Origin of the sequence: Streptomyces sp. NPDC032198, assembly GCF_040636975.1 — a bacterium.
Lineage (GTDB): Bacteria > Actinomycetota > Actinomycetes > Streptomycetales > Streptomycetaceae > Streptomyces.
The window spans coordinates 162,563-184,356 of record NZ_JBEZVL010000013.1; the positions used below are offsets into that span (position 1 = coordinate 162,563).

A 21,794-nucleotide genomic window follows, 5' to 3' on the forward strand; every position below is an offset into this window, starting at 1 on the left:
CGAGTTGCTGCGCAGCGGGTTGCGGCGTGCGGATGCAGGAGTGGGATCGGGGCCGGGCACAGCGGCTACGGGATGTCGTCGGCGAAACCGGATTCGAGCTCGTCGACTTCGTCCTGCGCGAGGTCGAGGAGCGGGAAGTCGGACGACGTGTGCCCGCCTGCGGTGGGGTCGGCCGTGTGGGCGGCGAGACCACCGAGCAGGTCGAGCCAGAGTCGGCCGAGGCGTTCCGTCGCCGCCTCGTCGAGGAGCTCGGCAGCCCAGCTGAGCGTGAGGGTCAGCCTGGGGCCCGCGGCCGTGTCGACGGTGACCGCGCCCGCTTCGATCGTGTGGGTGGCGGGCATGGCCGGGTCGAGGGAACCGCCGATCGAGGTCCCCGCCGCGTCGGCGGTGAAGCGGCCCAGGTAGTTGAAGCCGATCTGCGGACGCGGCAAGGCCGCAAGGAGCGGTGCCGTGTCCGCGTTGAGATGACGCAGGAGCCCGAAGCCAAGACCGTCACCCGGTATCGCCCGCGCCTGCTCCTTGACCGCCTTCAGCAACGCCCCGGCCGCCGGACCACCCGACGCCACCGCACCCACATCCACGGCCCCGACATCAAGACGCACCGGATGCACACTGGTGAACCAGCCCACCGTACGCGACAAATCCACCTCACCCGCCTGCACACGGCCATGCCCCTCCACATCCACCAGAACCCCAGGAGCCGCCTCCTTCCGCCACAGCGCCACCGCACCCACCAGCGCCGACAGCAGCACCTCATGCACCCCACAGTGGAAAACCGCCGGCGCCCGACCCACCAAAATCGCCGCCCGCTCCGCCGTCACGGCCCACGACCGGCGGCGTACGGTCGCCGCGGTGTCGCGGCCCGCGTCCAACTCCCGCTCTGCTAGCGAGGGTTCCCCCGGCTCCAACAGGGCTTTCCACTGGGCGAGTTCGGCAACGCGCGTCTGCTCGGCGGCCTGCTGGACCAGCAGCCTGGACCAGTGTCTGAAGGAGGTGCCCACCGGGTCGAGTCGAGGCTCCCGGCCGGCGGTCACCGCTTCGCACGCGGCCTTCAGGTCCGGAACGAGGATCCGCCACGAAACGGCGTCCACCGCCAAGTGATGCACCACGAAGGCCAGTCGGCCGACACGTCCCGGCCCGGCATCCACCCACGCCACCTGGACCATGACGCCCGCCGACGGGTCGAGACGCTCCGCGGCTTCCTGTGCCGCCTCATCCGCGATGTCGTCGAGGGTGCCTGCCACCGCATAGGTCGCGTTCACTCGGGTGATCAGCTCACCGGCATCCAGCGAGCCCCGCTCGTGGACGACGAGCCGCGGCCCCGCCTCGTCCGGGACCACTCGCGCGCGGAGTACGTCGTGGGTGTCCACGACCGCGCCCAACACGGCGGCCAGGACGTGCCGTTCGAGGCCGGAGGGAGCTCCCACGATCGCCCACTGGGCGAACTTCGGGCGGACGGCCGACTCGCCGAGCTCCCGCATCACCGGCGTCCAGGGCACATCGCCCACACCCACGTCCGGCGTCGTGGGCGTCGCTTCCGCGAGCCCGCAGACGGCCGCGAGCCCGGCAGGGGTTTCGTGTTCGAAGACGTCCTGTGCCTTGAAGAGCAGGTCCACGCGGCGGGCCCGCGCGGCGAGCTGCATCGACATGATCGAGTCGCCGCCCAGCTCGAAGAAGCTGTCCTCGACACCGACCCGCTCCAGGCCGAGCACCTCGGCGAACAAGCCGCACAAGGTCTCCTCGGCCTCGCTCCGCGGCTCGCGGCCCGTGACGCGTTCGGCGAAGTCGGGCGCGGGCAGGGCCGCGCGGTCGACCTTGCCGTTGCGGGTCACCGGCAGGGCGTCCAGGACGAGTACGACGGCGGGCACCATGTAGTCGGGCAGCGTCCGGGCGACGTCCTCGCGGAGGAGCAGGGGGTCCACTGTGCTGGGGGCGCCCGTGCGGGGGTCCACCGTCCGGCCGTCCGGGACGACGTAGCCGACGAGGCGGCGCTCCCCCGGACCGTCTTCACGGGCTACGACGACCGCCTGGGCCACGGCGGAGTGGGCGGTCAGGGCCGCCTCCACCTCACCCAGCTCGACGCGGTATCCCCGCACCTTGACCTGCGTGTCCGCGCGGCCGACGAACAGGAGCTCACCGGTGTCGCTCTCGCGCACCAGGTCGCCGGTGCGGTACATCCGCTCGCCGAGTGCGGACGGGCAGGCCACGAACCGGTCGGCCGTCGCACCGGGGCTGCCCCAGTAGCTCTGCGCCAACCCGGCGCCCGCCACGTAGAGTTCACCGGTCACGCCCGCGGGCAAGGGCTGGAGGAACGCGTCCAGGACGAGTGCGCGGCGGTGGGGCAGCGGGTGTCCGATCGGCAGTACGGGGTCCATCACGTCGCCCGCCCTCAGCACGTGCCAGGTCGCGCAGAGGGTCGTCTCCGTAGGCCCGTACATATGGCGGACCGTGACCTCGGGGCACGCCTTCCGCACCCTCGCCACCGATGCGGCCGGGACGACGTCCCCGCCGGTCAGGACCTCACGCAGGCCCACGAAGCTTTCCGGGGACTCCTCCGCGAGCACCCGGAACGAACCGGCGGTCAGGTGCAGCGCCGTGATGCCGCCCCGCACGTGCTCGCGCACCTGCTGGGCATCGACGACGCCGGGCCCCGCAAGCACCACGCGGCCACCGGCGGCGAGGGGGACCCACAGCTCGTAGAGCGACACGTCGAAGGCGTGCGGGGCGTGCATCAGGACCGCGTCCGCCGGGCCCACCGCCCAGCTCCGCTCCCCCACCAGTGACGCGACGCTCCCGTGCGGCACCGCCACGCCTTTGGGGGTGCCGGTCGACCCCGACGTGTACATCACGTACGCCACGTCCCGCGCAGCCACCGGTGCGGCGAACTCCCCGCCCTCAGCTGTGTCCAATGCCTCGGTGACCTGCGGGTCGTCCGCCACCACCAGGCTCCCGGCAGTCTTCTCCGGCAGCACGCGCCGGCTCTCCGACGTGCACACCACCGCCGCCGGAGCCGCGTCCGCCAGTACGAAGGCCACCCGCTCCGCCGGTGAACCCACGTCCACCGGCACATAGGCCGCGCCCGCTCGCCACACGCCCAGGAGTACGGCCACCAGATCCGGCGACCGCTCCATCACCACCGCGACACGGTCACCCCGCCGCACGCCCAGGGATGCCAGATGCGTCATCCAACGGCCCGCGCGATTCCACAACTCCCTGTACGAGGTTGCCTGTTCGCCTTGGACGGCCACCGCGTCCGGTGACTCCGACACCCGCCTCGCGATCAGCCGAGGCACCGACTCATCCACCGAAGGCGTCCCCGTGCCGTGCTCGGGGAGCGCGTTCGCCACACCGACGCGCCCCACCACCACGGACGGATCCGCCACCAGGCGTTCCAGCACCCGTATCAGCAGCCCGCCCAGTGCGTCGCCCACCGCGTCGTCCACCAGGTCGGGTTGGTACGTCACGTCCACCCGCAGGCGCTCGCCGGGAGCGATGCCGATGGACAGCGGGTAGTGGGTCGCCTGGCGCGACTCCACCGTGGTGAGGGAGATCGCGTCGGGCGTGGGCGCCTCCGCGGGCGGGCGGGGGTAGTTCTCGTACACGAGGAGGGTGTCGAAGCCCGCGCCGGGGCCCGCGAGCTGCTGGATCTCCGGGAGCCCGAGGTGCTGGTGGGCCAGCAGCGCGGACTGGCGGTCCTGCAGCTCGCGCAGTAGGTCGAGCAGCGGCTGCGAGCCGTCGAGCCGGACCCGCACCGGCAGCGTGTTGATGAACAGGCCGATCATGGAATCGGCGCCCGGCAGCTCCGGGGGACGGCCCGCCACCGTCGCGCCGAACACCACGTCCGTACGTCCGGCAAGGCGGGCGAGCACCAGCGCCCACGCGCCCTGCACGACGGTGTTCATCGTCAGACCGTGGGCGCGGGCCAGCGCGGCGAGCGCCTCGGTCGTCTCCCCGGCGAGGTGGGCGGAGCGTTTCTTCGGAGGTGTGTCGGCGCGTGCCGGGTTCGCGGGGCCCACGACCTGTGTCGGTTCGTCCGCTCCGGCCAGCTCCGCCTTCCAGGCGGCGCGTGCGGCTTCCTTGTCCTGCCGGGAGAGCCAGGCCAGGTACTCCCGGTAGGACGTGGCGGGCCTGAGGCCCGATGCGTCGCCGCCCGCCGCGTAGATCTCGGCGAGCTCGTTGAGCAGGACCGGCGCCGACCAGCCGTCCATCAGGATGTGATGGCTCGTCATCACCAGGCGGTGCCTGCGCTCGCCGGCACGGATCAGGAGCAGCCGCATCAGGGGCGCCGCCGCAGGGTCGATCCGCCGCGCGCGTTCGCCTTCGGCCAGGCGTTCCGTCTCGGCCTTCGCCGCGGCCTCGGAGAGGTCCGAGACGTCGGCCTCGCTCCACGGCAGGACGACCTCGCGGGTGATGAGCTGCACGGCCTCGCCCGTCTTGCGCCGCTGGAAGCTCGCCCGCAGCGCCGCGTGCCGGGCCAGCAGCGCCTCCCAGGAGGCACGGAAGCGGTCCGCGTCCAGGGGGCCTTCGACCGCCAGGATGTTCTGCACGGTGTAGACGTCGGGTCCCTGGCCGTTGAAGTCGGCGTGGAACAGGAGCCCTTCCTGGAGGGGCGAGAGCGGCCAGACCTCCGCGAGCGCGGAGCCCTTGGCCTGCGGCGCCGGCCGAGGGGCGGCGGGCGCGTGCCCCGTGGCGGGGGTGGGGGTCTTCACAGCGAACGCCCTCCTTCGAGCTCTGCTGCCATCGCTTCGAACTGCTCGACCTCGTCCTGGGCGAGCTCCACGAGGGGGAAGTCGGACGGGGTGTGGCCGCCCGCCGCCGGGTCCGTGGTGTGTGCGGCCAGGCCCGCGAGCAGGTCGAGCCAGTGGTGGCCGACGCGTTCCGCGACCGCCTCGTCGAGGACCGCTCCGTGCCAGCTCAGCGACAGGGTCAGCTCGGGTCCTCCGTCGGCGTCGCGGACGGTCGCACCGGCCTCCAGGGTGTGTGTCGCGGGCATGGCGTCGGCGGTGGAGCTCCCTATCGCCTCTTCGCCCGCCATCTGCCAGGGCCCGACGGCGTCCGTCCTGGCGGCCGCGGGGAAGCGGCCCATGTAGTTGAAGCCGATCTGCGGGCTCGGCAGCGCGGCGAGCGCCGGTCCCGTCTCGGGGTTCAGGTGGCGCAGCAGCCCGTATCCGAGGCCGTCGCCGGGGACCGCCCGCGCCTGCTCCTTGACGGCCTTCAGGAGCGTGCCGACGGCGGGGCCGCCGGCTGCCGCGCCGGTCACGTCGATGCCGGACAGGTCGAGGCGGATGGGGTGCACGCTGGTGAACCATCCGACGGTACGCAGCAGGTCCGCGTCGCCGACCGGCTTGCGCCCGTGTCCCTCGACGTCGATCAGGACCGTGCCGTCGGCGCCCCGGCGGGCCCGGACGACCGCTCCGGCCAGCGTGGCGAGGAGCACCTCGTGCACGCCGCAGTGGAAGAGCGCGGGTGTCGGTCCCGCGAGCGTCGCCGCCTGCTTGGCCGGCACCGTCCAGGTCCGGTGGCGCATGCCTGCCGCCGTGTCCCGTACCGGGTCCAGGGCCCGTTCGCCGAGCGGTGGTTCTGCCCGGTCGCCCAGGAGGGCGGTCCAGCCTTCGAGTTCCGCGACGCGGTTCCCGCCGGTCGCTTCCTCGACGAGGAGCCTGGACCAGCGCCGGAAGGACGTTCCCACCGGGTCGAGTACGGGCTTCTGTCCCCTGGCTGCCGCCTCGCACGCGGCGCGCAGATCGGGGGCGAGTATCCGCCAGGAGACGCCGTCGACCGCTAAGTGGTGCACCACGAGGACCAGTCGGCCGATGCGCCGCGGGCCCGCGTCCAGCCACACGGCCTGGACCATCACTCCGGCGGAGGGGTCGAGACGCAGGACCGCGTCGCGCGCGGCGCGCCCCGCGAGCTCGTCCAGGGCGTCCGGGGCGACCAGGGCCTCCACGTCGTCCAGGGCGTCCAGGGCGTCCGGGTCGTCGGGGTTGCCCGGGGCGTCCGTTCGTGGCTGCGCCGCGTCGATCCGGGTGATCAGGCGCGCCGCGTCCACGGACCCCCGCTCGCCCACCACCAGGCGTGGCCCGGTGCCGTCGTCCGCCACGGCGCGGGCGCGCAGCATGTCGTGCGTGTCGAGTACGGCTCCCAGGCCCGCCGCGAGGACTTCGGTGCCGAGACCCGCGGGCGTGCCCATCACCACCCACTGGGTGAAGCCGCCGCCGAGGGCGCGCTCGCCCAGGGCGCGCATCACGGGCGTCCAGGTCACCTCGCCCTCGCCCACGTCCGGCCCCGACACACGCCCGGCGCCGAGCCTGACCACGGGGGCGAGGCCCTCGGGTGACCCGTGCTCGAACACGTCCTGGGCGCTGAAGAAGGCTCCCTCCCGGCGGGCGCGACTCACCAGCTGCATCGAGCTGATCGAATCCCCGCCCAGCCGGAAGAAGTTGTCGTCGGCGCCGACCCGCTCCAGGCCGAGGACCTCGGCGAACAGGGCGCAGAGGATCTCCTCCGCCTCGCCCGCCGGCGCCCGGCCCCTGACGTGATCGGCGAAGTCGGGGGCGGGCAGGGCGGGGACGTCGATCTTGCCGTTCGGGGTGACCGGCAGTGTGTCGAGGGTGAGCACGGCCGCGGGCACCATGTAGTCCGGCAGCGCCTTCGCGGCGTACTCGCGTACCGATGGTCCGTCCACCGTCTCCGTACCGGCCTCGGGGCCGCCGGGCCGGGTGCCGGTGCCGACCACGTAGCCGACCAGACGCCGTTCCCCTCGCCGGTCCTGCTTGAGGATCACCACGGCCCGGCCGACGGCGGGGTGTCCGGCGAGTGCCGCCTCGATCTCGCCCAGCTCCACCCGGAACCCGCGGACCTTCACCTGTGCGTCGGCCCGGCCTGCGTAGACGAGGTCACCGGTGCCGGTCCTGCGCACCAGGTCCCCGGTCCGGTACATGCGCTCGCCGTGCGCGAACGGGCTGGCCACGAAGCGCCGTGCCGTCAGCCTCGTCCGCCGCAGGTAGCCGCGTGCCAGACCCGCGCCCGCCACGTACAGCTCGCCCACCGTGTCCGCGGGCACCGGCCGCAGGAACGCGTCGAGGACGTGGGCGGAGGTGTTGGCGACCGGCCGGCCGATCGACGGTTCGTCGTGTGCGCCGAGGGCGCGGCTCACCGTTGAGGCAACTGTCGCCTCGGTGACCCCGTACTCGCTGTAGATCTCGCGGTTCGCCGACCACCGGCCGCGCAGTTCGTCGGAGACGGGTTCGCCGCCGATGACCAGGACGCGCAGCGCGGGCAGTTCCTCCGGCGGCAGTTGCGCCAGCAGGGTCGGGGTCATCGCGACGTGCGTCACCCGTTCCGCGCGCATCAGGTCGACCAGTTCCTCGCCGGTCGCGTGGCGCCGTGCGGGCGGTGCGAGGACCAGCCGGCCGCCCGCGCACAGGACCGGCCAAATGTCCGACATGGAGACGTCGAAGCTGGGCGAGACGAGTTGGAGCACCGCGCTGTCCGCGCCGATGCGGTAGCGCTCGATGCGGTCGGCCACGAGGTTGCGCAGGCCCCGGTGGGGGACGACCGCGCCCTTGGGGATGCCGGTCGATCCGGACGTGTAGATCACGTATGCCGCGTGGGACGCGGTCAACGGTGCGCGCTCTTCCGCGTTTTCCGTCTGACCGTCCGCGTACGCGGCCACGGTCCGGGCGACCGACGGGTCGTCCAGGACCACCAGTTGCCCCGTGTACGCGTCCGGCACCGCGTCGCGGGTCTCGCGCACGCAGACCAGGACCGGCGGGGCCACGTCGTCGAGCAGCATGCGCAGCCGCGCGGCGGGGAGGCCGGGGTCCACGGGGACGTAGACACCGCCCGCGGCCGACACCGCGATGAGCGCGGTCACCAGTTCCGCCGAGCGGTCCGCCAGGACGGCCACGCGCGTCTCCGACCCCACTCCCCTGTCCGTCAAGTACCGTGCCAGGCCCGCAGCTTGGACAGCCACCTCGCGATACGTGAACGAGCGCCCGCCGTCCACCACCGCCACCGCGGCGGGTGTGGCCGCCGCCTGTTCGGCGAAGAGTTCCGGTGCCGTCATCACGTGGGGCGCCTCGGACACTTCGGCCCTCTCAGCCCCTTCGACTCCTTCGGCCCCTTCGGGCTCGGTGACGATGTCGAGCCGTCCCACCGGCGCGGACGGGTCCGTCACCATCTGCTCCAGGACGCGGCGCAGCGCGGTGATCACGACCTCGGCCCTGTCGCGTCCCACCACGTCCGGGCGGTGCACGAGCAGACCCCTCAGGCGGGCGTCGGGGACCATGATCAGCGCCATCGGGTAGTGGCCCCTGTCCTCGGGCTCCCCGAGGGTGCGGATGGCCAGGTCGGCGCCCGTTCCGGTGCTGTCCGGCGTCTTGGGGAGGTTCTCGAAGACCACGAGTGTGTCGAACACCGAGCCTGGACCCGCGAGTTGGCGGATCTCCCGCAGGCCCAGGTGCTGTTGGGCCATCAGTGCGATCTGTCGCTCCCACAGGTCCGCGAGCATTCCGGCGACCGACTGGTCCGCCGCCAGGCTCACGCGTACGGGCACGGTGTTGATGAACAGGCCGACCGCCGATTCGATGCCCGGCAGCTCCGCGGGCCGGCCCGCCACCGGGGTGCCGAACACCACGTCCGTGCGCCCCACGAGCCTGGCGAGGATCTGGGCCCACGCGCCCTGCACGACCGTGTTGAGGGTCACGCCCTGGGAGCGGGCCAACTCCGCGACTCCCCGGGTGAGTTCGGCGGAGAGCTCGAACGGCACGGGCTCCGGCACCACCGGCGCCCCGGCGGATTCCTCGGGCGCCACCAGCGTCGGCTCGTCGGCCCCGGCGAAGGCCGCGCGCCAGGCCTCGCGGGCCGCTTCCTTGTCCTGCCGGGCGAGCCAGGTCAGGTACTCCCGGTACGACGTCGTGGCGGGCAGCGCCCTGCCCTCGCCGTCCGCCGCGTACACCTCGGACAGCTCGGCGAAGACGACGTCGGTGGACCAGCCGTCCACGAGTGAGTGGTGGACGGTGACGATCTGGTGATGCCGGCCGGCGCCCAGGCGTATCAGGAGCAGCCGCAGCAGCGGCGCCGCACGGAGATCGAACTTCTCGGCCCGCTCGGCCTGGGCAAGGCGTGTTGTCTCGGCGGGCACCTCGCCCTGGGGCAGTTCCGACAGGTCGGCCTCACGCCACCGCAACTCGACGCCGTCCGTGATGACTTGGACCGTCTGTCCCGAGTCGCGCTGGTGGAAGCCCGCACGCAGCACCGCGTGCCGGGCGAGCAGCGTCCGCCACGAGGTACGCAACCGGTCCACGTCGAGGGGGCCGTCGAGGGCCAGCGTCCGCTGGCTCGCGTACACGTCGGGTCCGTCCTCGGCGAAGGTCGCGTGGAAGAGCAGCCCCTCCTGCAACGGCGACAGCGGCCATACGTCCGTCATGCCGGGCACCGCGGCCCGCAGCCGGGCCCTCTCGTCCTCCGTGAGGTCGTCCACGAGCAGCCCGGCAGCGTGGTCACGGCCGGTGGTCGCCCGCTGCTCACCGGGCCGGGGCGTCTCCTGCTGCCCGGACCGGGCGACCGCGGCGAGGGCCTCGGGTGTCGCGTGCTCGAAGACGTCCTCCGCCCGGAAGAACAGGTGGGCGCGGCGGGCCCGTGCGGCCAGTTGCATCGACATGATCGAGTCGCCGCCCAGCTCGAAGAAACTGTCCTCGGTGCCGACGCGCTCCAGGCCGAGCAGCTCCGCCATCAGGTCGCACAGGAGCGCCTCGGTCTCGGTGCGGGGCGCGCGCCCGGTGACCTTCGCCGCGAAGTCCGGTGCGGGCAGGGCTTCGCGGTCGACCTTGCCGTTGCGGGTCACCGGGAGGCTGTCCAGGGTGAGGACGGCGGCGGGGACCATGTACTCGGGCAGCGTCTCGGCGATGGTGTCGCGTACGGCTCGGGGGTCCAGGTCCTGCGGGGTCCGCGGGTCCTCGGGGACGACGTAGCCGACCAGACGGCGCTCGCCCTGCCGGTCCTCGCGGGCGACGACGACCGCCTGGGCCACGGCGGGGTGAGCGGCCAGGGCCGCCTCCACCTCGCCCAACTCGACGCGGAATCCACGCACTTTGACCTGGCTGTCCGCGCGCCCCGCGAACAGGAGCTCCCCGGTGTCGCTCTCGCGCACCAGGTCGCCGGTGCGGTACATCCGCTCGCCCGGCGCGTAGGGGCAGGCCACGAAGCGCTCCGCGGTCGGTCCGTACCGGTTCCAGTAACCCTGCGCGAGGCTCGGCCCCGCCACGTACAGCTCCCCGACGGTGCCGACCGGCACCGGCCGCAGCTCCGCGTCGAGAACGAAGGCCTGCCGCCGGGGCAGCGGGCGCCCGATCGGGAGCACGGAGTCCGCCTTGTCGCCCGGTCGCAGCACATGCCAGGTCGCGCACAGGGTCGTCTCGGTCGGCCCGTAGAGGTGGCGGACGGTCACGTCCGGGCAGGCCTCGCGCACACGGGCCACCGATCCGGGCGGCACGACGTCCCCGCCGGTCAGCACCTCCCGCAGTCCGGTGAAGCAGTCCGGGGACTCCTCGGCCATGACGCGGAACGAACCCGCGGTCACGTGCAGGGCGGTCACGCCGTTCCGCACGTGCTCGCGCACCTGGCGGCCGTCCACCACGCCCGGCCCGGCGATCACCACGCGCCCACCGGCGGCGAGCGGCACCCACACCTCGAACAGCGTCACGTCGAAGGAGTGCGGGGCATGCATGAGGACCGCGTCGTCCGGGCCGACCGCCCAGCCGTTCTCGCCCACGAGCGCCGCCACGCTCCCGTGCGGCACCGCGACGCCCTTGGGCACCCCGGTCGAACCCGACGTGTACATCACGTACGCCATGTCCTGCTCGCCCACCAGCATGCGCACGTCACGGCCGTCGCCCGCGGCGATCGCCGCCCGCACCCGCGGGTCGTCCACCACCCGCACGGCGGCATTCTGCGGGAGCACGCCCCGGCTCTCCCGCGTGCACAGCACCACCGCGGGCGCCGCGTCCTCGATGACGAAGGCGATACGTGCCGCCGGGGAGCCCGCGTCGACGGGGAGGTAGGCGGCGCCCACCCGCCAGACGCCCAGGAGCAGCGCCACCAGGTCGGGTGACCGCTCCATCACCACGGCGACACGGTCACCGCGGCCGACACCCAGCGCGGTCAGATAGGCCGCCCACTGCCCCGATTCCGCCCACAACTCCCCGTACGACAGCGTCCGTTCGCCTTCGACCGCCACCGCGCCGGGTGTTGATTCCACCCGTGCGGCGATCAGCTCCGTCACCATCGACGACTCCACCGGTTCCCCCTTCAGGCAGGCGCTCAGCGCTCGTCCGGATCGGCACCGAGGCGCAGGATGTGCTCGGCGCCGACGGCCGGCGGCGGCCCGCTGCCGCCGAGCACGGGTCCGCTTCCGCCCAGGACGGGGCCGCCGCCGAGGACCGGGCCGTGCAGCACCCGCTCCTTGTGGGCGTCGGGGCCCGCTCCGTTGGTGCTGGGGCGGTTGAACTGCGTGTGGTAGAGCTCGGCGTAGAGCCCTCCCGCCGCCAGGAGTTCGTCGTGTGTGCCGCTCTCGCGTACCTCGCCCTCGTCGATGACGAGGATCTGGTCCGCCTCACGGATGGTGGACAGCCGGTGGGCGATCACCAGGGACGTCCTGTCCCGTAACGCGGTGGTCAGCGCCCGCTGGATGGCCGCCTCGGACTCGGAGTCCAGATGTGCGGTGGCCTCGTCGAGCACCACGACGGAGGGAGCCTTCAGGAGCAGCCTGGCGAGGGCGAGGCGTTGCTTCTCGCCGCCGGAGAGCCGGTAGCCGCGGTCGCCGACCACTGTGTCGAGGCCGCTGGGCAGCGACCGGATCAGGTCGCCGATCTGGGCCGCGTCACAGGCGCGCAGCAGATCGCGCTGCGTGGCCTCGGGGCGTGCGTAGGACAGGTTCACGCGGATCGTGTCGTGGTAGAAGTGCGCGTCCTGGCTGACCACGCCGACGACGTCGCGCAGCGAGTCGAGGCTGACGTCGCGGAGGTCGTGGCCGTCGATGCGGACGCTTCCCGACGTGGGGTCGTAGAGCCGGGACACCAGGTGGGTGGTGGTGGTCTTGCCGCCGCCCGACGGGCCGACAAGGGCCGTGAGTTTCCCCGCGGGCACCCGGAAGGTCATCCCGTGGAGCACCTCCGCCGTCTCCTTGGCCCGCTCGACCGCCGAGATGGCGTTGGACTCCAGCGAGGCCAGGGACACGTCACTGGCGCGTGGATAGCGGAAGGACACCTGGTCGAACTCGATCTCCGGTGCGGGGCCGTCGCCCGGAGCGGTGAGGGCGACCGGGTCCGGCTTCTCCTCGATGAGGGGCTTGAGGTCGAGGACCTCGAAGATCCGGTCGAAGCTGACCATCGCGGTCAGCGCGTTGGACTGCAGGCTGGACAGCTGGGTGATGGGCCCGTAGAGCCGGCCGAGCAGCGCGGCCAGGGCCACCAGCGTGCCGATACGGAACACGTCGTCGAGCACCAGACGTCCGCCGACGCCGTAGACGAGGGCGGTCGCCAGGGACGCGAGCAGCGCCATGAAGACGAAGGACAGCCTGCTGTACACCGTCCAGACGATGCCGACCTGGCGCACCTCGCCCGCCCGGGCCTCGAATGCGGCCGCCTCTTCGCGCGGGCGCCCGAAGAGCTTGGCGAGCATCGCCCCGCCCACGTTGAAGCGCTCGTTGATGATGCCGCCCAGCTCGCCGTTGGCCTGCATCTGCGCCCTGGAGTAGTACTGCAGGCGCCGCCCCACATAGATGCCGGGCACGATGAAGACGGGGAGCATGGCGATGGCGATCAGGCTGATGAGCCAGGACAGATAGAACATCTCGGTGAGGACCAGGAGCACGGTCAGCACGCTGGTCGCGGCGACCAGCATCGTGGTGAGGGCCTGCTGGGCGAGCATGACGTCGCCGTTGAGGCGGCTGGCGAGCAGCCCCGTCTGGGTCCGGGTGAAGAACGCCATCGGCTGTCGCTGCACGTGCTTGAAGGCCTCGACCCGCAGATCGTGGCTCACGCCCTGCCCGATGCGCCCGGAGAAATAGCTCTGCACGAGCTGTGCGACCGCGTCGACGACGGCGAGTCCCGCCACGACGAGGGCAACCGTGACGATGAGCCCCGAGTCGTCCTTGAGTATTCCGTCGTCGATGATCTTTTTGAGCAGCAAAGGCGTCGAAACGATGATGAGGGAATCCACCACGGTGGTCAGCAGTAGAAAGGCGAACGCCAGCTTGTGCGGCTTCATGTAGGACATCGCCCGGCGCACTGATCCCGGCCGGAGCGATTGCTTCTGGGCCCCTGATTGGGGCCCTCCGACGGTAGGTCCACCAGGTCCTTGGGTGATCAACACGCGACGGAATCCTCCTGCCTCGGCATTACGGAATGGGGTCCGCTGATAGGTCATGAGATGCACTCACCCGCAGGACGATACCTTTCTGCATTCCCGCCTTCCAGGCCCCGAATTGGGCACGGCAATGTCCAGGAACGGGCAGCACGGAAATCATGGAAACAGCAAGCGCATCACTCATGAATTGGACAGGTAAAAGCCTTTTCCCTTCGGGCAAGGGACCGGCGTCCAACCGGGCAGTCCGCTCAGTTGGACGCCGATGGTCTCCTACGCCGTCTCGGCGACCTTGCGCTGGACGCGCACCGCGACCTCCGCCCACATCTCCGCGCACTCGTTGGCCAGGTAGGCCACGATCCGGCCGCAGTGCGGCGGGGTCTTGTCGATGATCTCGTCCCACTCCTCCGCACTGATCGTGTGGATGTTGAGCAGCCGCAGCAGGGTGCGTCCGGTCTCACTGAAGCGCAGCGCCGGGTCCGCGTTGAGGCGCTTGAGGACCGTGGCACGGTCCTGTCCCGCGTCACGGTCGGGCACGGCGGTCGGTCCGCCGCCGTTCCTCGGTGCACTCGCGAGGACGTCACCGCCGCCGCGTTTCCCGCGCTGCGGCAGCGGGTCCTCGCCCCGCATCATCCGGTTGCGTACGTCGCGGACCGTCTCCGGGGAGATGGACGCGACGCGCGCGACCTGACGTAGGGACAGATGTGGCTTCTCGGCGATGAGTTCGCTCGCCACCCTGCGCCCCTCGGTCCCGTTGACCGGGCGCACCCGGCCGTCGTGGCCGATCCTGCTCGCTTCGCCGGCCTGCTCGGCCGGGGCCCGTCTGCGGATCTCCGCGACGGTCCCCGGGGCGATGCCGCTGACGGACGCGATCATCCGGTCCGACCACTGCGGATGTGAGGCGATGATGCGCCCGGCCGCGCTCTTCCTGTCCGCCGTGGTCAGCGGCAGACCGTGCGTGATGTTGGACTCGACGGCCAGCACGAACGCGTCGGCCGTGTCCCCTTCGAAGAACTTCACCGCGATCTTGCGCTGTCCTCGCAGTTCGGCGGCCCGCACGCGGTGCAGTCCATCGATGACGCGCATGGTCGAGCGGTGCACGGTGATGGGCGGCAGCGGGCTCTGCACCACTGCGAGCGCCTCCACGTGTTCCTGGTCTATTCCGGAGATTCGCGGTGAGTCGGCCGTCGACAGTGAACCGATCTCCACTTCGACGACCATGAGTTGGTCGATCTGCGCATGCCCAGGTATTGCCAACTGAAATCCCCCTAGTGATCTGATGTCTCCCGTGCGCACTTGACCACCCGCCGGTCAGGATCGGCGCATAGTTCGGGAGAGATCGACCATGAAGTGAAAGGTGATGCGCGCTCAGAAGGCTGGGTCGCCCGATGGTCGGGCGAAGGACGAGGTGCGCGGAAATACATCACCGCTACGCGGTGATGAGCCCGAGCCGCACATCTCTCGTCGCATCGCAGAATTACACCCGCACTCGGCGCCACTTCCCCTCCGTCGGGATTCCGCTCCGTTCCTGAGGTGGAACGAAATCCCGCTGGCCGAACCACGCTCACCCTAACAACGCGCTTATCGGCCTGGTACCCCTCACTAGCCGAATGGATCTAGGTCCGGAAACCCCTATTCACCCCTATCGGGCGCCGGGACCGACCCCGGCGGGCGCCGCCGGCTGGGTGAGCGTGCGGCCCATCAGCGGCGACATGACCTGGGCGATGTTCGCGAGCTCGCCGATCTCCGCCCGAGTGACGGCCTGATTTCCGTCACAGAGCGCCGACTTGGGGTCGGGATGTACGTCGATCATGACGCCGTCGGCGCCGACGGCGAGGGCGGCCCGGGTGAGGGGGACGACGAGATCCCGGCGGCCGCCCGAGTGCGAGGGGTCCACGATCACCGGCAGATGCGAGAGCCGCTGGACGACCGGCACAGCGCTGATGTCCAGGGTGTTGCGGGTGGCGGTCTCGAAGGTACGGATGCCGCGCTCGCAGAGCACGATGTCGAGGTTGCCCCGCTGCGCGATGTACTCCGCGGCCATCAGCCACTCCTCGATCGTGGCGCCGAAGCCGCGCTTGAGCAGAACGGGGCGCCCGGCCGCGCCGACCGCCTGCAGGAGCGCGAAGTTGTGCATGTTGCGGGTGCCGACCTGCAGCATGTCCGCGTAGGGGGCGACCAGTTCGACGCTGGCCGGGTCGATGACCTCGGTGACCACCGGGAGCCCTGTCTCGTCCCTGACGTCGGCGAGTATCCGCAGCCCCCTTTCACCGAGCCCCTGGTAGGCGTACGGGGAGGTGCGCGGTTTGAACGCCCCGCCACGCAGCAGCGCGGCACCCGCCGCCTTGGCCATCTGCGCGGCGGCCAGGGTCTGTTCGGGGCTCTCCACCGCACACGGCCCCGCGATCACGGTCAGGGTGTCCGGTCCGATGGGCACGCCGCCGACCCTGATCACGGACCGGTCGGGGTGGTGCTCCCGGCTGACCAGTTTGTAGGGAACCGAGATCCGTACGACGTCGAGGACACCGCGGCGGTTGGACAGGTTGAGGGCGTCGAACGCCTCGACGTCCCCCACCAGGCCGACGATGGTGCGGGTCACGCCGCGGCTGACGAACGCGTCACCCCCCGCCGCCCGCACCAGTTCGACGACCGCGTCCACGTCCTGCTGGGTGGCCTCGGGGGCCATCACGACGACCATGGGGGTTCCTCCCGTTGCTGGGGACAGCTCTGCCATGTCCGGCGGCCCAGGTGGACGGGGGGATCCTTCAGGCGCCGCCACAACGTTAGGAGTTCACGGCCCGCCGCTCAACGGATAGCCGGGTCATCGTCCAACTGCGCAATTTCCAGGGCGCTTTGAGGCGGCCCCGTGCGGGGCGGGAAGGAGACCTCCACCACCAGGCCCCCTCCGGGGAGGGCGTGCGCCCCGATCACGGCATCGTGGGCGGTGGCGATGGCACGGACGATGGAGAGGCCGAGCCCGTGATGGCCGTCGCCCGCGGTGCGGCCCAGCCGCTGGAAGGGTTCGAAGAGCCGCTCCACCTGCTCCGGCGGCACCTCGGGCCCGGTGTTGGCCACGGCGACGACGGCCCGTCCCGCGTCGGTGCGAGTGGTGACCTCCACCTGCCCGCCGGGGGTGTTGTAGCCGGTCGCGTTGTCGACGAGATTGGCCACCAGGCGCTCGACGAGCGCCGAGTCACCCGACGTCTCGGCGGGCCCGATCGTGGTCTCCACGCGCAGCCCCCGCCGTCCGGTCTCCCCGCGCGAGGCCTCCACGACCTCCTCGGCGATCACCGCGAGGTCGAGAGGCTCGCGGTGGTCGAGGCCGCGCTCGCTGCTGGAGAGGGTGAGCAGCGACTCCAGGAGGCGGGCCTGCTGCTTGCTGATCTCCAGGAGCCGTTCGAAGTTCGACCGGAACGACTCGCGAGTGGCGTCGCGGTCGATGAGGGACTCCTCAAGGAGCGCGTGCTCCAGCGTCAGCGGCGTCCGCAGCTCGTGCGCGGCGTTGGCGACGAAACGCTTGTGGGAGTCGAGGGCGGTCTCCAGCCGGCCGAGGAGTCCGTCGACGGTGTCGGCGAGGTCCTTCAGCTCGTCGGCGGGGCCGACGACGGCGAGCCGCTCGTGCATGTTGCGGGCCGAGATGCGATGAATGCTGCCCGTCATCGTGCGCAGCGGACGCAGCACGCGCCCGGCGACCACCCAGCCGAGTCCGATCGCGATCACGGCCATGATCGCCAGCGCGATGCCCGACTGGACGAGGAGGTGGTCCATCTCGATCTCGTGCTGCCGGAGCGCCTGGTCGCGCAGTTGCTGCGTGATGTCGTTGAGCTGCACGGAGGAGTTGGACTCGGGGTAGCCGAGGTAGAGGCGCCCGGCGGCGCCCGGGTCGAGGACGGGTTCGCCGCCGCGGTTCTTGACGAGGACGAGGTTGGCCGGGGAGCGGGCGACGAGCAGATTGGTGATGGCGAGCAGCACCACGCCCGAGGCGACGAACAGCACTCCGTACAGAAGTGTCAGACGGACGCGTACGCGCCGTGGCAGCAGTCGGCGGGCGAGCGCCGACAACCGGGCGAAGAGCGTGAACGGGCGCATGGGCACCTCAAATCCGGTAGCCGCCCCGAGGAACGGTCTCGATCACGGGAGGGTCGCCGAGCTTCGGGCGCAGCCGGTTGATGGTCGCCTTGACCGTCGTGGTGAAAGGGTCGGCGGCCTCGTCCCACACACGCTCAAGGAGTTCCTCCGCCGACACGACCCGGCCCTGAGCGGCGAGCAGGTACTCGAGTACCGCGAATTCCTTGGGCGTCAGCGCCAGGCGCACCCCGTCCCGGGAGGCGATCCGCTGCGCCGGATCCAGCCGCAGGCCGCCCTGGACGAGGATCGGCGGCAGCGCCGGCTGGGAGCGCCGGGCGAGCGCGCGGATGCGGGCGACGAGTTCGGCGTACGCGAAGGGCTTGGGGAGGTAGTCGTCCGCGCCGAGGCTGAACCCCTCCACCCGGTGGGCGATCGTGCCGGACGCGGTGAGCATCAGCACCCGGGCGTGCATCGGCTGGGCCGCCAGCGCGATGCAGACCTGGTCCCCGTGGACTCCGGGGAGGTCACGGTCGAGCACGACCACGTCGTAGTCGACGACCGTCGTGCGTTCCAGTGCGTCCGAGCCGTCGTAGACGACGTCGACCGCCATCCCCTCGCGGCGCAGCACGCGCGCCACCGAATGCGCGAGCTCCGCGTGGTCCTCGACCACCAGTACCCTCATCGCCCACCCCTCGCTCGGCACGTCACGATCGGCGGGGAGGGATCGCGGGGAAGGCCGCGGCAGAGGCTGATCATGCGGCACCACGTTGCCCGATCCCACGTCACACACCGGTCACAGCTCCGGCGACGGCCCCCCGTCGACGCACTCTCGTGTTCGACCTGCTGCTGTCGAAAGCCTACCGCCGCGGTGGCGGATCCTCCGGTCACAGATTCGCGGACCGCAGTGTGACCGCACGCCGCGTAGAAACGGAAGCGCATTCGGAAGCGACCGCACTCGGTCCGGGAGAGGAGATGCAGGCCGTGGTCATCAGCCCGCACGGCGACCTGCACCTCCTGCTCCGGCTACACCACGCGCAGTCGGTCCCAGGCCCCGCCGTCCTTCCGCCCCTCGCAGCGCTCTTCCCGGCGACCCCCCTCCCGCCTGCCGGAGCCCGCGACGGGTACGGGACGGAGTTTCGCCGCCAGGTCCGCCCGGCGCTGGACGGCGAGCTTGCGGTAGGCGCGCGTGAGGTGCTGCTCGACGGTGCTGATCGTGATGAACAGCTTGTCGGCGATCTGCCGGTTGGTGTGGCCGCGGGCCGCGAGCGTCGCCACGCGCAGCTCCGCGTCGCTGAGCTCGTCGGTCTTGCGGCGGACGCCGGACGGCCACGGCTGCTCGGCGGGAAGGGAGTTGCCGGTGTCGGCGGTCGGCAACGCCCGGGGGACGGGAACCCCGCACTCCCGTCCCAGCTGCTGCGCCTTGCGGGCCAGCGACCGCGCCTGGCCGCCGTTGCCGAGCTCGCGGTGGGCGCGGGCCAGCTCGTCCGTGGCGCGGGCCAGCTCCACGCGGTGACCGCGCTCCCGCAGGGTCTCGATGGCCTCGCCCAGGAGCACGAGCCGGCGTCCGGCGGGCAGCGCGCTGGCCAGCACCCGCAGCGAGACGCCACGCGTCCAGGTGTGTCCGGCCGTTCCCCCGCCGACGAGGGCCAGCTGCTCCTGGGCGAGCGTCGCTGCCCCGTCGTCGTCGCCGAGCAGCAGACGGGCCTCGGCCGCGTCCGTCCGCCACGGAACCAGCGCGGGCAGGTCGAAGCCCCAGCGGGTCATGAGGTCGCCGCAGGTGTGGAAGTCGTCGAGCGCGGCATAGGGGCGCCCGGCGGCGAGGTAGTAGTGACCGCGCGCCCGGAGGTAGATCAGTCCGTCGGGGGTGTGGAACGCCGTCTCCGGTACGGGGACGCTCAGTTGGGCCGCCGCCTCGTCGAGGCGGCCCATGGCGGTCCTGGTGGCCACCGAGGTGGCGATCGGCGATGCCACGGCCACCCCCCAGCCCTCCGGCGGAACGAGCGTGAGCGCGAGCTGCGCCGACGCCTCGGCGGCGGCGAGCCCGCCGAGCCGGAGCTCGATGCGCGCCTTGGTCGCGGCGAGCAGGGCCTGCCACATGGGTGCGTGCCGCTCGGCGGCTTCCTTGCACAGGGTCTCGCACCAGAGAGCCGCCGTGTCCAGCCGGTCGGCGAGGACGAGGGAGTTCAGCGCGACGACGAGCGCCGTCAGCGTGCCGTCGTCGAGGCGGGTGCTCTGCAGGATCTGCTCCGCCCGGATCACCACGTCGTCGCCCGCCCCGTCGAGGACCGCCTTCATCAGGGTGGCCGCGCGCTGGTGGGGACTGCGCGCGGGCGTTCGCGCACGCCGCTCGTCGTCGCCGTGGCGGGCCCGGGCGCGCGCGGAGCCGGGAAGCCCGGGAAATTCGTACGCCATCCAGGACCGTACGCAGTCGAACCGCCGCGAGGCTTCGGCGTCCGGATGTCCGCAGGCCTCGACGCCGCCGTCGCGCTCGGCGGCGCCGAGTATCTCCAGGGCCGGGTCGACCTGGCCGAACCAGAGCAGGTGGCCGACGAGTTCGATGGTGTGGCGGTCACCGAGTTTGCCGTCGAGCGCATCGGCGGTGAGCTCGGGCAGGTGCCGGGCGGCAGTCGCCGGGTTGAGCCGCCAGCCGGCCCGGGTCAGCGCCTCCCTGATCGCCACGGACTGCCGCCCGTCGGTGCAGGTGTCGCGCGCGGCACGCAGGCAGGTGAGGGCCAGTTCGACCTCGTCGTCGGCGAGGGCGTGCTCGGCGGCCTCCAGGAGCGTGCTGAGCGCCCACGGGGCGTCGATCGGCTCGGCCGCGATCAGATGCCGCACCACCACGGTCGCCGCCTCGCCGTGCTCGTGCAGCACTTGGGCGACGCGGGCCTCGAGGCGGGCGCGGTGTGCGGGCTCCATGCTCCGCAGGACCGCGGCCCTGCCCGCCTCGTGGCGGAACCAGCCGGAGTCGAGCAGTCCCGCGTCGTTCAGGGCGCGCAGGCTGCGGTGGACCGACTCCCGGCTGGTTCCCAGGACTTCCACCAGTTCGGCGAGCGGCACGTCCGGGCCGACCACCGCAAGGGCCCATGCCGTGCGCCGCGTCGACGCGTCGCTGCGGTACAGGCCCGTGGCGACGGCATGCGCGAAGGCTTCGCCCGGCACCAGGGCCCCGGAGCCGCAACCGCCGCCGTCCGACATGCGACGGTCCTCGATCAACGCACGGGTGAGGAGCGGGCTTCCGCCGCCCGTCCTGTGAAGGTCCGCGACAAGCTGGCGCGTCCCCCACCCCTCGCTGCCGAATCCGGAGATCATTTCGGCCACTCCATGCCGCTCGAGTGGCCCGAGCCTGATATTGCGGCAGCCCGGCAGACGCAGCAAGTCAACATGTAATCGCGTATTTCCGGCCAGAAATCCGCTGTTCTCCCCCAGGACCACCAGAATGCGGCTGGCGTCGAGCCGACGGGCCAGGTACAGGACGCATTCCAGGGAGTGACCGTCGGCATGGTGCACGTCGTCGATGCTGAGCACCACCGGCCTTTCCCTCGCCTGTTCAAGGACAATCCCGCAGAGCTTGGGGACCTCATTCATCACGACGGCGGGCAACACCCCCTCGGCCCGCCGAATCTGCGCGGCCACCGCCATCAGGTCCACAAGGCGAGCAGCCCGCTTGGCGTCGGCGCCCGGCAGATCCGCGCCGAGCAGCAACTGCCCCATCACGCCAAGAGGCAGGTCGCTCTCCGCCTCCGACGCCGTGGCCTGCAGAAACAATGCCCCCGCAGCGGTTGCCTGTTCACCGAAAGCCTGCAACAGCGCGGTTTTCCCGCTGGCCACCGCGCCGCTTACCAATAGCACTCCGCCATGCCCCGCCATGCAGGCGTTGAGCATGCCATCCATGATCGAGAATTCTTCCTCACGGTCCACCAAGTTCATGAGCCGACTTCTCCCCCGTGCCTGACGGCTGATCCCGGAGCGGCCGGACGGTCAGCCGGTTCTCACCTTTCGACTTGCCCGGTCACTTACTTGAAGACTCTGCCATATCTGAAAATCAACCACCAGCGTCATTTGACTCAATGATGTCGAATAACCGTCGCGAACGCGCCACTTGGCCGAAGACCGGACTTCCCTGTTCCATATCACTGGGAAACTCTTGCGGAATTGCCGATGGTGCGGAAACCGATGGAATTTCGGAAGGCCGTCCGAGGCCCGAACAAAGGGACGGCAGAGGCAGCGGGCAACGCCCGTGACGGCTGAACCGACAGGACTATTGGCGCATTCGGCACGGCCCGTCCACACGGGGTGTGACTCATTCACCGCCCTTCGCGCACCCGAGTGCCCCGCTCTCAACACCCCATGCCCGAGCTGAT

8 protein-coding genes are annotated in these 21,794 nt (G+C 71.6%); all 8 read right to left on the bottom strand.

Annotation, left to right across the window (positions count from 1 at the left end):
* Positions 1-65 precede the first annotated feature (65 nt).
* The 8 genes from AB0E78_RS31310 to AB0E78_RS31345 all read right to left on the bottom strand — a co-directional run bounded on the left by AB0E78_RS31310 (position 66) and on the right by AB0E78_RS31345 (position 21,360).
* Positions 66-4,709, bottom strand: coding sequence for an amino acid adenylation domain-containing protein (locus tag AB0E78_RS31310; RefSeq protein WP_361839552.1), 4,644 nt, complete (start codon positions 4,707-4,709; stop codon positions 66-68).
* Entirely contained in the window at positions 4,706-11,299 is a 6,594-nt protein-coding gene (locus AB0E78_RS31315) for an amino acid adenylation domain-containing protein (RefSeq protein ID WP_361839555.1), read from the bottom strand. The genes AB0E78_RS31310 and AB0E78_RS31315 overlap by 4 nt, the downstream gene beginning before the upstream one ends.
* A 23-nt stretch (positions 11,300-11,322) precedes the next feature.
* Complete coding sequence (locus AB0E78_RS31320) at positions 11,323-13,269, bottom strand: ABC transporter ATP-binding protein (RefSeq protein WP_361839558.1); 1,947 nt, start codon at positions 13,267-13,269, stop codon at positions 11,323-11,325.
* A gap of 369 nt (positions 13,270-13,638) precedes the next feature.
* Positions 13,639-14,586: a ParB/RepB/Spo0J family partition protein gene (locus AB0E78_RS31325; RefSeq protein ID WP_361839561.1), complete on the bottom strand. Its 948-nt coding sequence runs from the start codon at positions 14,584-14,586 to the stop codon at positions 13,639-13,641.
* Between the two features lie 421 nt (positions 14,587-15,007).
* Positions 15,008-16,063 carry a 3-deoxy-7-phosphoheptulonate synthase gene (aroF, locus tag AB0E78_RS31330; RefSeq protein ID WP_361839564.1) on the bottom strand — a complete coding sequence of 352 codons (1,056 nt, stop codon included), beginning with the start codon at positions 16,061-16,063 and terminating at the stop codon, positions 15,008-15,010.
* 107 nt (positions 16,064-16,170) lie between these two features.
* Complete coding sequence (locus tag AB0E78_RS31335; RefSeq protein WP_361839566.1) at positions 16,171-17,454, bottom strand: HAMP domain-containing sensor histidine kinase; 1,284 nt, start codon at positions 17,452-17,454, stop codon at positions 16,171-16,173.
* A gap of 7 nt (positions 17,455-17,461) precedes the next feature.
* On the bottom strand, positions 17,462-18,115 hold the full coding sequence (locus AB0E78_RS31340; protein WP_361839569.1) for a response regulator transcription factor: 654 nt from the start codon (positions 18,113-18,115) through the stop codon (positions 17,462-17,464).
* Between the two features lie 341 nt (positions 18,116-18,456).
* Complete coding sequence (locus tag AB0E78_RS31345; protein ID WP_361839572.1) at positions 18,457-21,360, bottom strand: AAA family ATPase; 2,904 nt, start codon at positions 21,358-21,360, stop codon at positions 18,457-18,459.
* Between the last annotated feature and the right edge of the window lie 434 nt (positions 21,361-21,794).

What these genes read in the sequence shown, in the direction of transcription:
- AB0E78_RS31320 (WP_361839558.1), bottom strand. Translation starts at nt 13,269, where the DNA reads ATGAAGCCGCACAAGCTGGCGTTCGCCTTTCTACTGCTGACCACCGTG.
- AB0E78_RS31325 (WP_361839561.1), bottom strand. Translation starts at nt 14,586, where the DNA reads ATGGTCGTCGAAGTGGAGATCGGTTCACTGTCGACGGCCGACTCACCG.
- aroF (WP_361839564.1), bottom strand. Translation starts at nt 16,063, where the DNA reads ATGGTCGTCGTGATGGCCCCCGAGGCCACCCAGCAGGACGTGGACGCG.
- AB0E78_RS31335 (WP_361839566.1), bottom strand. Translation starts at nt 17,454, where the DNA reads ATGCGCCCGTTCACGCTCTTCGCCCGGTTGTCGGCGCTCGCCCGCCGA.
- AB0E78_RS31340 (WP_361839569.1), bottom strand. Translation starts at nt 18,115, where the DNA reads ATGAGGGTACTGGTGGTCGAGGACCACGCGGAGCTCGCGCATTCGGTG.
- AB0E78_RS31345 (WP_361839572.1), bottom strand. Translation starts at nt 21,360, where the DNA reads ATGAACTTGGTGGACCGTGAGGAAGAATTCTCGATCATGGATGGCATG.